Raw genomic sequence first — 16,563 nt, 5'->3', positions numbered from 1 at the left:
CCGCTTCGCAATTGCGAATTTCTTGAATCAGTTCTCATTTTTTTAAATATGCATTTGTTAAAATTTAAGAAGTAATTTTTTTATTGGAGGCGAAAATGAGCGATATAGCCATTATTGTAAGCCTATTATCATTAGTTGCGGTATTAGGTTTATGGATTGGTCATATAAAAATCAAAGGGGTCGGTCTCGGTATCGGCGGAGTATTGTTCGGTGGGATCATTATTTCTCATTGTACTCATTTGTACGGTATCGAATTGGATGCGCACACGTTACATTTTATTCAAGAGTTCGGATTAATTCTGTTTGTTTACTCAATCGGTATTCAGGTCGGTCCGGGCTTTTTTGCGTCATTGCGTCAATCGGGTTTAAAACTGAACGGCTTTGCGGTGATGATTGTCGGGCTAAGCGGAATACTTGTTGCGCTCATTCATAAGTTATTCGACGTTCCTTTACCGGTTATTTTAGGGATTTTCTCCGGTGCGGTAACCAATACGCCGTCTTTAGGTGCCGGTCAGCAGGTATTAACCGAGCTTGGCGGTGAAAATATTACTGCCGTAATGGGGATGAGTTATGCGATAGCTTATCCGTTCGGAATTATCGGTATTTTACTTTCTATGTGGTTGATTCGTATCATTTTTAAGGTGAATATCGATAAAGAAGCGCAAGAGTTCGATAACAATCAAAATCAGCAGAAAGAAGGATTGGATACGCTTAACGTACGTTTAACCAACCCTAATTTAGGCGGTTTAAAATTAAAGGAAGTACCTGATTTTGAATCGCATACGGTTATCTATTCACGATTAAAACGTAATGACGAACTGATTGTGCCGAATGTCGATACAGTCTTAAATGTCGGAGATGTGCTTCACTTAGTCGGAGAAAAAGCGACGTTACGTAAAATGCAGCTTATTTTAGGAGAAGAAGCGGACGTATCCGTTTCGACCAGAGGTACGATTTTCCGTTCCGAGCGGGCGGTAGTTACCAATGAAAACGTATTTGGTAAAAAAATTCGTCATTTAATGCTGAAAGGGAAATATGAAGTTGTGATTTCTCGTTTAAACCGTGCGGGGGTCGAATTAATTCCGAACGGTGAAATGGCATTACAATTCGGGGACGTACTGAATTTAGTCGGACGTCAGGAAGATATTGAAACGGTACGAGCGATTATCGGCGATGCTCACCAAAAATTACAACAGGTGCAAATGTTACCGATTTTTTTAGGTATCGGTTTAGGTGTATTACTCGGTTCTCTACCGCTTTATCTTCCGGGATTTCCGGTCGCCTTAAAATTAGGTTTAGCCGGCGGTCCGTTGGTGGTAGCTTTAATTCTTGCGAGAATCGGCAGTATCGGTAAACTTTATTGGTTTATGCCGCCGAGTGCCAACTTGGCATTGCGAGAAATCGGTATCGTATTATTCCTTTCCGTAGTCGGTTTAAAAGCCGGGGCGAATTTCCTCGATACTTTACTCAGTCCGGAAGGGCTTGCATGGATGGGATATGGTGCGATCATCACCTTTATTCCATTGATTGTGACCGGATTTGTTGCTCGTATTTACGGAAAAATGAATTATTTATCGCTATGCGGTTTGTTATCCGGTGCGATGACCGATCCGCCGGCATTGGCTTTTGCCAATGAAATTAAAGACGGACACGGTGCGGCGGCACTTTCCTATGCAACGGTCTATCCGCTTGTGATGTTCTTACGTATCATCTTACCGCAATTACTTGCCATTTTGCTTTGGACGGCAAGCTAAATCCGCCATCATCGATAGCGGTCGAATTTAACGAGATTTTTGTAAAATTCTCAATGAATCCGACCGCTATTTTCATTTCTTCTCTGTTCAGCAAATCAGATTCCTTGTAGAATAATCGTTTAATTTTTTATAGCAAAGAATAGATAGTATGAGTCGCACTAAAAAAACACGTCGTATTACCGACATTATGCCTGCGCGAAAAGCAGATAAAAAACCGGAACAGCCTAAATTAAGCGGCGGTAAAAATCGTAAGCCTACCCGTTACGAACTGGATGCAAAAGCCCGTGAAGAAAAGAAAAAACGTAAACACAAAGGCTTGCCGACCGGTTCGCGTAATGTTGATCCGGCGGAGCAGAAAAAAGCGGCGGTAAAAGAAGTGAAAGATCCGCGTATCGGTAGCCGTAAAAAAATTCCTTTAATGGTGGAGTTTGTCAATAAACCGGAAAAAGGACAAATTATTAAACCGGTTGCCATGGAAGAATATAAACCGCATTTATCGCCGGAATTAGAACTGGAACAGTTGGAAAATAATGAGATCTTAAACCAATTATTAGACGAAATCGAAGCGGGTAAAACCTTATCGGCAAAAGATCAAAAATTCGTAGACGAATGTTTGGATCGTATCGATGAGTTAATGACCGAATTAGGTATTCAAGATGAAGACGAAGATAACGGGGATGCGTTGCTTCGCCAATTTGAAACCATGGACATTAATCAATTTAGATAAGACGATTAAAAAACTATGATTCGATTTTTTCTCCTTATCCTTGCGATCTTAGTCGTGCTTTCGATGGCGGGTTACGCTGTCTATTTAATGTTGAAATTACGCAAACAAAATGCCCAAAATAAAGCATTATTGGAACAAGTTGAACAGGTAAAGAAAGCACGTTTCGAACGTATTATTGACAGTATTGATGTCATTACAAGAGCAATGCTTTCCGAACAATGTGATTTTTCGGAAGGCGTACTTCGTTTAAAACCGTTACTTGATGTGTTAGCTAAACCGTTAAGTCAATATTCGGCAATGTGGGAATTGTATCAAGTTGTAGAAGATATGCCGATTTTAGACGAACGTAAGGCATTGAAACGTAATGAGCGAATGAAGCAGGATCTGCATCGACAGTCGAAAGAAGTCGAGTTGGAAGAGCAGATTAAAGCGGAGTGCCATCAGCTACTGATTGATATAGCACAGTTAAAACTTACATTATAGTAAGTAATGCCTATTTTGAAGGAAAGTCAATGTCAGAAATTATTTGGGATTTAGCCCTTATCCAAAAATATAACCAATCCGGTCCTCGTTATACTTCTTATCCTACCGCATTAGAATTTAACGAAAATTACAACGATGACGATTTTAAAGCGGCGGCGGCACGTTATCCGAATCGCCCGTTATCGCTTTACGTACATATCCCGTTTTGCCATAAACTATGTTATTTCTGTGCGTGTAATAAAATCATTACCCGTCACCGTCATAAAGTGGATATTTATTTGGATTATCTTGAAAAAGAAATCAAAACGCGCGCACCGCTGTTCACTAATCGTGTCGTTACTCAAATTCACTGGGGCGGTGGTACGCCGACTTATTTGGATGAAGCGCAATCGGCACGCTTAATGAGTATGTTGCGTCAGCATTTTAACGTCAGTGCAGAAGCGGAAATCAGTATTGAAATGGATCCGCGCGAAATCGAATTAAATATGTTGGATCACCTTAAATCCATCGGTTTTAACCGTATCAGTATGGGGATTCAGGACTTCAATAAAGAAGTACAAAAATTAGTTAATCGCGAGCAAGACGAAGAATTTATTTTTGCTTTGATGAAACGCGCGAAGGAACTCGGTTTCACTTCAACCAATATCGATTTGATTTACGGCTTACCGAAACAAAATGTCGAAAGTTTTATGTACACGCTTGAACGAGTGATCGAATTGAATCCGGATCGGATGAGTGTGTTTAACTATGCGCATTTACCAAGCCGCTTTGCCGCACAAATTAAAATTAAAGACGATATGTTACCGGCTCCGGAAACTAAATTAACCATTCTGCAGAAGACTATCGAGTTTTTAGGCGGTAACGGCTATAAATTTATTGGTATGGATCACTTTGCCAAACCGGATGACGAATTGGCGATTGCTCAGCAACAGGGCGTATTACATCGCAACTTCCAAGGTTATACCACTCAAGAAGAATGCGATTTATTAGGTATGGGCGTGTCGGCAATCAGCCTACTTGGCGATACCTACGCACAAAACCATAAAGAATTACAACAGTATTATGCCAATGTCGAAGAACGCGGTATCGCGTTACATAAAGGTTTGGCGCTTACTCAAGACGATTGTATTCGTCGTGACGTAATCAAAGCGTTGATTTGCAACTTTAAGTTGGAATTCGACCGCTTACAAGCCGAATATCAAATAGATTTTAAACAGTATTTTGCAGAGGATTTGGCGTTACTTGAGCCGTTGGCGAAAGACGGTTTATTAGAAATTAACGAAAACGGTATTGTGGTTTCGCCTAGAGGTCATCTGCTCATTCGTAATATTTGTTTATGTTTTGACGTATATTCAAGACAATTGGCGAAAAGACAACAATTTTCGAGAATTATTTAAGAGCAAGCGGTCATATTTTCGAACCATTTATAGCTTTCTATTGACAAGGAATCATTATGAAAACACGTTATAGTGTTCTTTCTGTTGCAATGACGGCAGCATTTTACACTCAATATGCGCAGGCGGATTTGAGAGAACAATGCCTATTGGGCGTACCGCATTTTCAGGGCGAAGAGGTAACGGGCGATCAAACTATGATGCCGATTGAAATTGAAGCGGATAATGCGGTTATCAATCAGCCTAAAGATGCGACCTATACCGGTGATGTAGCGATTAAACAAGGTAATCGTTCTCTTTTTGCGGATGAAGTAAGGGTTGAGCAAAACGGTGAGCAAGAACGCCGAGCGTTTTTGAAAGGCAGCTATCGATATCAAGATAATCTGGTTCAAGCGCACGGACGAGATGCGGCGATGGATCTCGGCTCCGAAACGGCAGAGTTGCAAAATACCGAATTCCAATTAGTCGGTCGTCAAGGACGAGGTACGGCGGAAAGCGGTTCGTTTAATCACAATAAACGCATTTTAAAAAATGCGACCTTTACCGCCTGTTTACCGAATGACAATGCGTGGTCAATTGAAGGAAATGAAATGATTCAGCATATCGATGAAGAGTATGCTGAAATTTGGCATGCGCGTTTTAAAGTATTGGGTATGCCGGTATTTTATTCGCCTTATTTACAATTTCCGATTGGCGATCGCCGCCGTTCGGGGTTATTGATTCCGAATTTTCATCGTTCAAGTAAGGACGGTTTTGCTTATTCTCAGCCGTTTTATTGGAATATCGCACCGAATATGGATGCGACAATTACACCGACTTATTATTCGCGCCGAGGTTGGCAAATTAGCCCTGAATACCGTTATTTAACCAAATTGGGAGAAGGCATTGTTGCCGGTGAATATATCGGAAAAGATCGTCTAGACGAATATAGACCGGATGATAATGATCGCAAGCGTTACTTAATGCACTGGCGTCACAATATGAGTTTCTTAACCGGCTGGCGTTTGTATGTGGATTATACCAAAGTCAGCGACAAGCGTTATTTCTCCGATTTCGATTCGGAATACGGTAGCAGTACCGACGGTTATGCCACTCAACAATTTAAATTAGGTTACTATCAACCGAATTATAATTTATCGATTTCCGGTAAGAAATTCCAAACCTTTGACGAATTGGATGTCGGTCCGTATCGCGTATTACCGCAAATAGATTTTAACTACTATAACGATGAGTTGGTAAAAGGCGGAGATTTTAAACTCTTTGCTCAGACGGCTCGTTTTGAGAATGACAGTAAGTTAATGCCGAAAGCGTGGCGTTTTCACGTAGAACCGACGCTTAATTTCCCACTTGCGAATCGCTACGGCAGCTTGAATTTTGAGACGAAATTGTATGCGACTCACTATCTTCAAGAAAAAGGCAGTAGTAAGCAAGCGGATGATATGGACAAGAACGTTACTCGAATTATTCCGCAAGTAAAAGTGGATTTACAAACGGTACTGGAAGCGGATAAGCAATTATTTAAAGGTTTTAATCAAACCTTTGAGCCGAGAGTACAATACGTTTATCGTCCGTATAAAGATCAAAGTAATATCGGCTCAGGCTTAAATCAAAGCGTAAGTTTCGGTTATGATTCGGCATTATTGCAAAGCGATTATTTTTCTCTATTTAATGATCGTCGATATAGTGGTTTAGACCGTATTTCTTCTGCTAATTTAATTACTGCCGGTGGCACGAATCGTTTCTTCAATGAAAAAACAGGGGTGGAAGTATTTAACTTTAGTATAGGACAGACTTATTACTTATCTCCATCTAAAATTGATGATTTATCGCAGAATAGTACAACAAAACGTTCGTCTTCATGGGCATTGGAGTCCAACTGGAAATTCCACCGTAAATGGAACTGGCACGGTGCTTATCAGTATGATACGCGTTTAAATCAAACTTCGTTGGCTAATACGTCATTACAATACAAGCCGAGCCAAGATAAACTTGTTCAATTGAGTTATCGCTTTGCGAGTAAAGATTATATTAACCAGAACTTACGCAGTAATACGTATGGGCAAGATATTAAACAAGTCGGTGCGGTTGTAGGTTGGGAACTAACGGATCGTGTCGCATTTATGGCAAGTCATTATCATGATATCGCACTTAAAAAGCCGGTAGAAAGCCAACTTTCCGTAAACTATAACACTTGTTGCTGGAGTGCTAACGTATATGTAGCGCGTAAACTGACCGCAACGCCAATCGGATCGCCGGATACGATCAATGATTTATATTACGATAATAAATTCGGGGTGAATTTTGAATTACGCTTCGGTACGAACTACAGTAGCGGCGTACGTAAAATGCTGAAAAAAGGTATGATTCCTTATACGGAGCAATATGGAATTAATTAATTTTTAATTAGTTTTGCAATAAGGATGTTATTTTATGTATTAAGAGTCGATCCTAGAATGATAGTGATCGACTCTTTTACTTTATGTGTCTTAGTATATAAAAAAGGATGTTGTGTAAATTTTATTTACTTAATTTAAAAACTTTACTATTTTAAGCAGCGTTTTAAACCGATGAATTTAAATTGTTTGTGCGTTACTTACATCTCTATTTATTCTCCGCATTACTTATATATTCCCATACGGGAAATACGGCTCCGCCGCCTTTCAAAGAAACGCAATTAAAGCGTAATATTCAAATTGATAGTGAAATTCAACAACGCCATCGACAGCAAACCGTTCAACAAGAAGCGCAATTTATACCTCAAACCGATATCCGAATGGACACTCGCCAAGAAAGAAATTTACAAATTCCGTCGGCGGAGTCTCCCTGCTACCTCATTCATCATCTTTCCTTAATCGATTATCCGTCCGAAAGATTAAATCAAACCGAGCAATTCCAATGGGCTTTAGATAAAGCGGTTGCAGATTTACAACTGAGATTACCGCATTGTTTAGGTGGAGAAGGTTTGAGCATTTTAATGAAGCAAATACAAAATAATATTATCGAGAAAGGCTATGTGACTACACGAGTGGTAGCACAAGAGCAGGATTTAGGTTCCGGTAATTTAGTGCTAAGCGTGATTGTTGGAAAAATAGGTAATACTGTCGTGGTGGATAACGGTCGAGTACCTCGTTTTACCCCTTTACACGCTCTGACCGCTTTTACCTTTGAAAAAGGCGATATTTTAAATGTGCGCAATATTGAACAGTCACTTGAGAATTTAAAGCGAGTGCCTACAGCGGATGCCAATATTGAAATCCTTCCGAGCGAGGGAGAAGGCGGTCAAATAGGCGAAAGCGATTTAAAAATCAGCTACGCCCAAGCGATTCCGTTTCGGCTGAATGTCGGTTTAGAAGATTCGGGTTCCACCTCCACCGGTAAATGGCAAGCCTCGGCGACTTTATCTTGGGATAATATTTATTATGCGCAATACCGGTTTCCCAGCCCGCCATACGCCGACGCTGAACCTCGACTTCCGTATTATCGACAAAATTTTTAGAATGGCGTGACCAAAAACCGCCGGAAAGCGTAGTTTTTCGAACCGCATCTCGATATAACACGCGTGATAGATTTAACTTGTCCGTTTCACTCTCTCCGGCATACAGATAATTTTCAAAGGCGCCGAACACTTGTTGATAATAACGATAAACGGTGTGGTTTGCGGTCAATTGCCAATAACCGAAAGGAACCGAATAATAGAAGGAAAGATTCCGACTGGCACGCTTGCCTTTATCGTCGGAATGACGTTTGATGCTATGAGTGAAACTGGTATAGAACAGATCGTTTGCTGAAAGAATATTTAGGTAATGCCACGTTAGCGTTGGATATGAATTTTAAACGGGGAACAGGGGTAAGAGGCGCAATCGGCGCACCGGAGGAAGCTTATAACGAAGGTACTTCCCGCTTAAAAATTATTACGCTCTCTATCGATTATAAAAAGCCGTTTGAATTAGCAGGACAAGTTTGGCAATTTCAAACCGGTTTCAATGCGCAATGGAATAAAACACCGCTCATTCCTCAAGATCGTCTCAGTATCGGCAGTCGTTACACGGTACGAGGTTTTAACGGGGAACTTTCGCTTTCGGGCGAGAGAGGTTGGTATTGGCGTAATGAATTGAGTTGGAATGTCGGTAATAAAGGACACTGGTTTTATTGGGGATTGGACGGCGGGAGAGTTTCCGGTTTAGGCGGTAATGCGAGATTAGGTCATCATTTAATGGGAACGGTTATAGGATTACGAGGCGGTTGGAAAGGTTTTTATTATGACTATTTTATCGGCAGACCGATACGTTATCCCGAAGGATTTAGCGCATCAAAACATGTGTTAGGTTTTAATCTGAATTACGCTTTTTAACGTACTTCTGTCATTAAAGGAATTAATTAAGTAAAAGGAATTACATTATGAATAAGAAATCTTTCCGTGTCATTTTCAGTAAAACATTACAGTGTCTTGTAGTGGTATCCGAATTAGCTAGAACAACAGGCAAAGCAAATGAAGCGGGTATGACAAGCGGTGTGATTTCGCAGAAAATTTGCAAAATCAGACCGCTTACCTTTAGCTTATTTTGCGCATTAGGCTTTGTCGGTTTTTCAGAAAATGCGTTGGCGGAACTTCTTATTCAAGCGGATAAAAATGCGCCGAAGCATGAACAACCTATCGTATTAAAAACACCGAACGGCTTGCCGCAAGTGAATATTCAAACTCTGAATGACAAAGGACTTTCGCATAATAAATACAGCCGATTTGACGTAGATAGCAAAGGAGCGATTTTAAATAACAGCCGCTCACAAACCCAAACGCAACTGGCGGGTATGGTTCAAGGCAATCCTAATTTATCCCGTGGCGAAGCGAAAGTGATTTTAAATGAAGTTAATTCGAGCGATCCGAGTATCTTAAAGGGTTATATTGAAGTCGCGGGTAAAAAAGCGGATGTAATTATCGCCAACCCGAGCGGCTTACATTGCGAAGGCTGCGGCGTCATTAATGCCGATCGCGCTACTTTCACTACCGCTAAACCGCATATTCAAAACGGTAGTCTGGAAAGTTTTGTAGTGGAAAAAGGTAAAGTGAAAGTATCCGGCAAAGGTTTAGATAACAGCCGAGTGGACTATACCGATATTATTGCCAAAGAAACCGAAATCAATGCCGGTGTATGGAGTAAGAAAAGGCTCACGGCGGTTACCGGTAAAAACAGGGTGACGGCTCGTACGGCAGCGAATATGGACAGCGATTTAAAAATTATCAATACCGTGAAGAACAGTACACAAGCAGCGGAGGAAAGTCACTCGCCGCAATATGCGTTGGATGTAAGCGCATTGGGCGGTATGTATGCCGGAAAAGTACATCTTATCGGTACCGAGCAAGGCTTAGGCGTGCGGAATGCAGGGCATATCGGCGCAAGCAGTGAAAATGTCAAAATTGATTCGCAAGGACGAATTGTCAATCAAGGCATTGTTACCGGTTATACCCACGCTCAGTTAAGTGCTAGACAAGGGATTGAAAACCAAGGAAAACTGGCAACCAAACAAGGTAATATCGTCTTAACCAGCCAAGCGGATATCCGACAACACGGCTCAATTGTCGTGCATCAGGGGAATATTCGACAAAGTGCGGCAAAAGGTATTCGCCAAAGCGGAGAAACGGTTGCGAAAGGAAAAATTAGTTTTAATGCGGAGCATATTGAGACAAGTGAGTCGTCACTGATTGTCGCCGGTGCGGATATACAAAGTACGCAACAAGGCGAAACTCGCCGGCTCTCGGCACAAGCGGATAACGGCAAAGATATTCATATTACCGTCCGACAACAAGCGGTGTTAAAAGGCAAAAATATTGCAAGCGGTACGCTACAAATCAAGGCAAACAAAGCAAACTTAGATAAAAGTCAAATTAGTGCAAATCGTATAGATATCAATGCCGCAAAAGATGATATTCAAGCTAACCAAGCTAAAATCAATGCAAAAGACAGTTTGCGTTTAAACACATCTAAAACGTTATCTACCGAAGACAGCCATTTAATCGCGAAACATATTCAAACGGCGCAAACAGACTTAAATACCCGAAATTCGGTTTGGGAGCAGATCGGAGAACAAGACCTTATATTGAACGCTAAATCGATTAATAACCAAGGCGGTGCGATAAAAACACAGGGCAAGTTTCGGATTGAGACGGAACAAGTTAATAATAACAAAGGTATCCTTTTCACAGCACAATTACTAAATATCAATGCGGATAGAATCAGTAATCAACAAGGCATTATGCAAAGTAGCGGAGATATGCGGCTATCGGCAACTCGATTGGATAACCAAGCCGGTGTTATTTATAGTAAAACCGCCGCATTGAATATTGCCGAAATTAATAATGAGGAGGTTTCCGATAAAGGTTCTTTAATTTTAGCGACGGAGTCATTGGTATTAAATAGTAAACGTCTCAATAACCAAGCAACGAAAGCGAAAAACGAAAAACCGACCCAAGGTATTCAGACCAATAAATTAACGATTAATGTAGATCATTTTGATAATCGTAAAGGCGGAGTGTATAGCGGTAAGATTATCTCTATGACCGGTAAAGCTCGTTTGGATAATCGGCAAGGAGAATTACTAGCGATCGAATCGGTGGATATAAAAGATAAAATCGGAAATTTCGTCGTAGATAATCAAGACGGTTTGCTTCAAGCGGGGAATCGTATCAGTCTTCAAGCAAAAAGTCTGATAAATGAGGGAGCAATTAAAACGGCCGGAGATCTTTCTATCTTTTTGAAAGACAGTTTTGTGTTAAATAAGGCTTTTGAAGTCGGTAATCGTTTAACTTTTAAAACGGAAGGCAATTTTGAAAATAATGCAAAACTGGTCGTGAATAACCAAGCGGTTATATTTGCACAAAAGATTCAAAATAATAAAGAAGCAGAAGTATCATCGAAAGAAACCGCATTAGTTTCAAAAACATTACTGAATAAAGGCTTAATTGACGGTCATAAAACTTTAATTAAAAGTGATGAAGTGACAAATATCGGCACCGGGCGAATTTATGGCGATCAACTCGCTTTTAAATCTAACGCGCTTAAAAATTTTAGTGAAAATTTAAACGGAGAAGAAAAATCCGGCACGATTGCAGCCAGAAGTCGCTTGGATTTAGGCGTCAATAAACTGATAAATAGTAATAAAGCCTTAGTGCTTTCTTTAGGAGATGCCTATATCGGCAGCCATCTTGATGAACATAATCAGGCAATCGGTAAGGCGGACTTGATTGAGAACAATAGCGCGACAATTGAGTTTTTAGGTAATGCGAGAGTCGGCGTTAAAAAATTGATTAACCGAGATACCCATGTAAAAACCAGAATACGTGAAGAAAAAGAAGAATTTGACCTTTACGGAAAAGAAGATCCTATTACTAAAAAAGTAGAAAGATGGTATCGAGTCGGTGTCGATGGTTTAATTGATCATGCAAACGGACAACGTCATAAGAGTGCGACTTTTGACTTCTATGATCCTAATAAACAAGATATTGTCGCTCAGAAAGGCGAACTCTGGCAACGTAAGAAATTCACTCAAATAAAAGAAATCGCAGAAAGTTATGATGAGTCGCCGGCAGAGTTTTTAGTCGGCGGAAGCTTATTTCTTAACAGCCGACATACGTTAAACCAATATAGTAAATTACTGATTGGCGATAAGTTGTATTTCAACGAACAAGCGGTTAATGGCGGCACGGCGTCTGTCCAAACCGAAAACGGCATTTTAGAAAATAAAGATTTCACCGTAATGCTTACCGAACGCAAATTAGGCGAATTTTATCGTTATCAGCAAGATCGACGTAGATCGGGTAAGCGCAAACATCATAAAAACTTTTTTGATGAGAAAATTAAAAGTCCTATTGATGAATACACGTCTAATGAGAGTAGATTAAATCCGGCAATAAATATTATCGGCACGAAATTATCACCGATACCTCATTCGGACGTTACCGCACAATCTCAATCGGGAAATTCTCAAGCGGGAAATATTCAGCTAAAGAAAACTGATATTTCATATGATGAAGATAAATCCGGACAGACGAATCATCTCATATCGATTAACGATAAGTATCAAATTATCACTTCAGGACAGAACCTTGAAAAAAATGATTCGGGAACGATTACAAGCCGTTTGGTAGATATGACTTTACCTAACGCAAGCCTTTATAAAATCAATCCTGATGCTACGCAAGGTTATATTATTGAAACTGATCCGAGATTTACCGAAAGAAGACGATGGTTAAGTAGCGGCTATCTGTTGGAACAATTAGGTCATAACGGAGAAGGTGTACTTAAGCGTTTAGGCGACGGTTTTTACGAGCAACGTTTAGTGAATGAACAGATTAATCAATTAACCGGACGACGTTATCTTGACGGTTATGTTAACGATATTGAGCAATATAAAGCATTGATGAAAAACGGTGCGAAATACGCTAAAAAATTTAATTTAAAAGTCGGCATAGGCTTAACCGCAGAACAAATGGCGCAATTAACTACGGATATGGTTTGGCTGGTAAATAAAAACATCACGCTTGCAGACGGACGCAAAGTGTCCGCCCTTGTTCCTCAAGTTTACTTATCGACAAAAGGCGTTGATATTGCTTCTCACAGCGCAGTTATTGCGGCGAAAGAAATTAGCGGAAATATAGCTTCATTACAAAATAACGGTGTGATAGCGGGAAGAGAGCTAACGCATTTAAATGCCGAGCTACTTGAAAATAGCGGAACAATCTCAGGCAATAAGATAGATTTATCTGCAAAACAAAGCCTAGTGAACTTAGCCGGAAAAATTGAAGCGGTCGATTTTTTACGATTATCCGCCGATAAAAAACTAGAAATTGCCGGTACGCTTTCGGATACGCAAAGTAAATATGGGAATACCGAACGAACCTCATTGGATAAAACCGCAACGGTTAGCGTAACGGGAGAAGACGGGCGACTAATATTACAGAGTAACGGTGATCTAACCGCTAAAGCCGCCGGTATAACCAGTAAAGGTGTCGTTATTGCGAAAGCTAAAGAACTAAATATCACGACAGCTAATGTAAAAAATAAAGAACATTACAACGGTGATGCGGATAACTATTATCTTTTAGATCAAAAGTCCGAAATAGGTAGCCGAATTAAAGGCAGCAACGGCGTGACGCTTATTGCGGAAAATGATGCGATATTAAGACTGGCGGAGGTAACAAGCCAAAATGGAAAAGTAATCGTAGCGGCTAAACAAGGCGATATTAAAGTGGAAGCCGGCAGAACGGAAGAACAGCTTGCTAGTGCGGTTAAATCCACTCGACGAGGTTTCTTAAACAAAACCACGGAAAAACAGCGTTATGCACATAATATCAGCGAAGCCGCAGGAAGTAATATTGACGGTAAAAACGTTTCTCTGATTGCAGAACAAGGAAATATAAGTATAAAAGGTTCGGCTGCAGTTGCCGAGAATGATTTAACGATAGCGGCAAAACAGGATATTTCGATTTTAGCGGATAAAAATACGTACTTCCGAGATGAAAAAACGGAACGTAAAAAATCAGGTTTAATGGGAACAGGCGGTATCGGCTTTACAATCGGTTCAAAGAAAGAACAAGTAGAACAAGATAATACTCAACAAAGTACGGTACGTAGCCAAGTCGGTAGTTTAAACGGAGATAGTAAGATTTTTGCCGGTAATCATTACCGACAAACGGGCAGTATTGTGACTGCACGTGACGGTAACGTTGAGATTCAGGCAAAAAGTGCATTACTAGAAGCGGCGCGTTCCGATTATGAAAGTCATTATAAACGTACCGCCGAACAGAAAGGTGTGACGGTTGCGATAAATCTTCCGATAGTACAAGCGGTTCAATCTGCGTTAAATCTTGCAAATATGGTTCAAAAAGTGGGAGAGAGTAAAAATAACCGCATTAATGCCATGGCGACGGCAAATGTTGCATTGGATGCAATGGGATCAGCCGAGCAAATGATAGACGTAGTGAAAAATATTAAAAATGCACAAAATCTTGCAAAAGGTGTTTCTGAAGGCGCGAGTATTTCCGTTACCTATGCGAATCAAAAACAGATTCAAACTCAGCAATCGGAAGGAAGCAAAGGAGTATCAAGCCGAGTAAATGCTGGTGGTATGGTCAATATTAAAGCTATTGGAGATAGCGATAACTCAAATATTACGGTAATTGGAGCCAATATTGGCGGTAAAAAAGGAACATTCTTTAAAGCGGATGGCAATGTAAATTTACTGGCGTTTAAACAAGAACATAAAGAAAGAAGTACAAATAAATCAAGCGGTTTTAATACAGGTATCGCGGCAAGTTATGGAAATGGAGGCTTTGCATTTGGGATCACTGCAGGTGCAAATTATGGGAAAGGCTATGGTAACCGTGATGAAGCGACTTGGCTAAATAGCCGTATCGGCAATAAAGATAGTTTGACTAAGATAGAAAGTGGTCGTGATACCAAGATTAAAGGGGCGCAAGTTCGTGGTAATCGAGTAGAAGTATCTGCTGAAAATCTAAATATTGAAAGTACGCAAGATGTTATGAGATACGGTAGCAAGCAAATGGCTGCTGAAGGTAGCATAACTGCTGGTTACGGTTTTTCTGCAAACGGTAGCTATAATCAATCGAAAGTGAATGCGGATTTTGCGAGCGTAAATGAACAGTCGGGGATCTTGGCTGGTAATAGCGGTTATGACATCAACATTCGTAAACGCACCGATTTAAAAGGTGCAGTAATAACTTCAACTGAAAAAGCTGAAGCAGCAGGATATAACCGATTTAGTACGGGAGTATTGAGTCATCAGGATATTCAAAATCAATCAAGTTATTCGGCAAAAGGCTTTGGTTTAAATGGAGGCTTTAGTGTAGGTGGTGGAGATACATCTCAGGAAGTCGAAGGTATGAAGCTGCAACAAATCGGTCAAAATCATACGGACGGTTCGTCTAAAGTAGAATTCGGCGGTGTCGCCGGAGTCGGTTCTCAAGGTAACTGGGGAATAACTAAAGGATTAGCAACGGCGTTTTTAGGGCAAGTACGTGATAGTAGTCGCCAAAGTGGAATAACGACTAGTTTTATTAATACGGCAAATATTCAAATCCGAGAGTCGGAGGCACAAAAGGTACTTACCGGTAAAACAACGGAAGAAACGGTTAAATTAATAAATAAAGCTAATATTCATCAAGCCGTTACTAAAACTGATGTTGAACAAGTGAAATCCGATTTGGGAAGAGACTTAACAATCGCAACGGATTTTGTGAAAAATCTAAGTAATCGAGGTGATCGTATGTATTATCAAATGGAAAAAAATGAAGATTCTCTTTTTTCTATTCATGATGAAGTTAAGAATAAAAACTGTAACCATATATCCTGTTTAGGGTTTGAAGACGGAAGTTTTAAAGATAATTCTCAAACTTTAAAAAGAATTATTTATAGCGATCAAATTTTAACTGACGAACAAGCTAAATTATTAAGTAATGTCGCTACTGCCGGAATGTTAAATTTAGAGCGGAAGGATAAAGTTTCCAGTGCCATTTTATATGGTAAGACACTTTCTTCTCTTGAAGAAACGCCAGTCATTTTAAATCGAGGAAGTGCAGGCATGATTAATGAGTTTTTATTTACGGGTTTTGAACGCTTTAGAGCATGGGCAAATATGCCGGCGGTCTTTGGCGCATCCAATGCAACAAGAGATCATGCTCAAATCAATAAAAAATTAGATGAATACAACGCTTATCAAATGGCTCAAGGTAAAAGAACAATAGATGCGAATAATGTTGCTCATAGCTTAGGTGTTTCAGGAAATAAAAATATGCTGAACTGGTCGGAATACGTAGGTAATAAATATGATAATACACATATTAATTTCTCACATTTAGGCGGATCATATCCTTCATCCGAAATACATAAACAAGCGAAAGGCGTATTTAAAGGTGTTAATACGGAATACCATGGTGTAAAAGGGGATTTTGTTTATTCCGGATTGGGTAGCTTATTTATTGGAAATAATCCTAATGCAAAACAAGTAAAGGGATTAGGATTTAGTGAGGCTCATTCAGAGGCTAATCAGAATATTAATAATTTGAAATATATTTATGAATTAAAAAATAATGGACATAAAGAAGAAAAATGGATAAAAACAGAAAAAATTATACAAGGTATTTACCCTGCTGATTTTAATAGAAAATTTAATACATCAGAAGAGAAGTAAT

General features: G+C 39.9%; 7 protein-coding genes and 2 pseudogenes. 8 read left to right on the top strand and 1 reads right to left on the bottom strand.

From position 1 onward, the window contains the following. The first annotated feature begins 95 nt into the window (after window positions 1–95). The 6 genes and pseudogenes from DRF63_RS05335 to DRF63_RS05310 all read left to right on the top strand — a co-directional run. Complete coding sequence (locus tag DRF63_RS05335) at window positions 96–1,754, top strand: putative transporter (protein WP_043991832.1); 1,659 nt, start codon at window positions 96–98, stop codon at window positions 1,752–1,754. A 148-nt stretch (window positions 1,755–1,902) separates the two neighbouring features. Further along, on the top strand, window positions 1,903–2,481 hold the full coding sequence (gene yihI, locus DRF63_RS05330; protein ID WP_005597670.1) for a Der GTPase-activating protein YihI: 579 nt from the start codon (window positions 1,903–1,905) through the stop codon (window positions 2,479–2,481). 15 nt (window positions 2,482–2,496) lie between these two features. Next, entirely contained in the window at window positions 2,497–2,964 is a 468-nt protein-coding gene (locus DRF63_RS05325) for a DUF2489 domain-containing protein (RefSeq protein ID WP_005597667.1), read from the top strand. A gap of 29 nt (window positions 2,965–2,993) precedes the next feature. Beyond that, window positions 2,994–4,361: an oxygen-independent coproporphyrinogen III oxidase gene (hemN, locus tag DRF63_RS05320; RefSeq protein WP_005597665.1), complete on the top strand. Its 1,368-nt coding sequence runs from the start codon at window positions 2,994–2,996 to the stop codon at window positions 4,359–4,361. 56 nt (window positions 4,362–4,417) lie between these two features. After that, a complete protein-coding gene (lptD, locus tag DRF63_RS05315; RefSeq protein ID WP_005597663.1) occupies window positions 4,418–6,754 on the top strand; it encodes an LPS assembly protein LptD in 2,337 nt (778 codons plus the stop codon). 188 nt (window positions 6,755–6,942) lie between these two features. Further along, window positions 6,943–7,773 (top strand): annotated as a pseudogene (locus DRF63_RS05310) (POTRA domain-containing protein); the annotation flags it as partial. On the opposite strand, the gene DRF63_RS05305 reads toward DRF63_RS05310, so the two are convergent. Continuing rightward, on the bottom strand, window positions 7,664–8,107 hold the full coding sequence (locus tag DRF63_RS05305) for a ShlB/FhaC/HecB family hemolysin secretion/activation protein (protein ID WP_418910101.1): 444 nt from the start codon (window positions 8,105–8,107) through the stop codon (window positions 7,664–7,666). The pseudogene DRF63_RS05310 and the gene DRF63_RS05305 sit on opposite strands and share 110 nt — an antisense overlap. A gap of 38 nt (window positions 8,108–8,145) precedes the next feature. On the opposite strand from DRF63_RS05305, the pseudogene DRF63_RS05300 reads away from it, so the two are divergent. After that, a pseudogene (locus DRF63_RS05300) lies at window positions 8,146–8,709 on the top strand (ShlB/FhaC/HecB family hemolysin secretion/activation protein); the annotation flags it as partial. A 47-nt stretch (window positions 8,710–8,756) separates the two neighbouring features. Then, window positions 8,757–16,562 carry a two-partner secretion domain-containing protein gene (locus DRF63_RS05295; protein WP_043991831.1) on the top strand — a complete coding sequence of 2,602 codons (7,806 nt, stop codon included), beginning with the start codon at window positions 8,757–8,759 and terminating at the stop codon, window positions 16,560–16,562. Window position 16,563 lies beyond the last annotated feature (1 nt).

The organism is Actinobacillus pleuropneumoniae, from assembly GCF_003290385.1.
Lineage (GTDB): Bacteria > Pseudomonadota > Gammaproteobacteria > Enterobacterales > Pasteurellaceae > Actinobacillus > Actinobacillus lignieresii.
This window is presented reverse-complemented; position numbering and strand designations above follow the sequence as displayed.

Excerpts from the sequence above, each read along its gene's own strand:
- DRF63_RS05335 (WP_043991832.1), top strand. The coding sequence starts at position 96 with ATGAGCGATATAGCCATTATTGTAAGCCTATTATCATTAGTTGCGGTA.
- hemN (WP_005597665.1), top strand. The coding sequence starts at position 2,994 with ATGTCAGAAATTATTTGGGATTTAGCCCTTATCCAAAAATATAACCAA.
- DRF63_RS05325 (WP_005597667.1), top strand. The coding sequence starts at position 2,497 with ATGATTCGATTTTTTCTCCTTATCCTTGCGATCTTAGTCGTGCTTTCG.
- lptD (WP_005597663.1), top strand. The coding sequence starts at position 4,418 with ATGAAAACACGTTATAGTGTTCTTTCTGTTGCAATGACGGCAGCATTT.
- DRF63_RS05295 (WP_043991831.1), top strand. The coding sequence starts at position 8,757 with ATGAATAAGAAATCTTTCCGTGTCATTTTCAGTAAAACATTACAGTGT.
- yihI (WP_005597670.1), top strand. The coding sequence starts at position 1,903 with ATGAGTCGCACTAAAAAAACACGTCGTATTACCGACATTATGCCTGCG.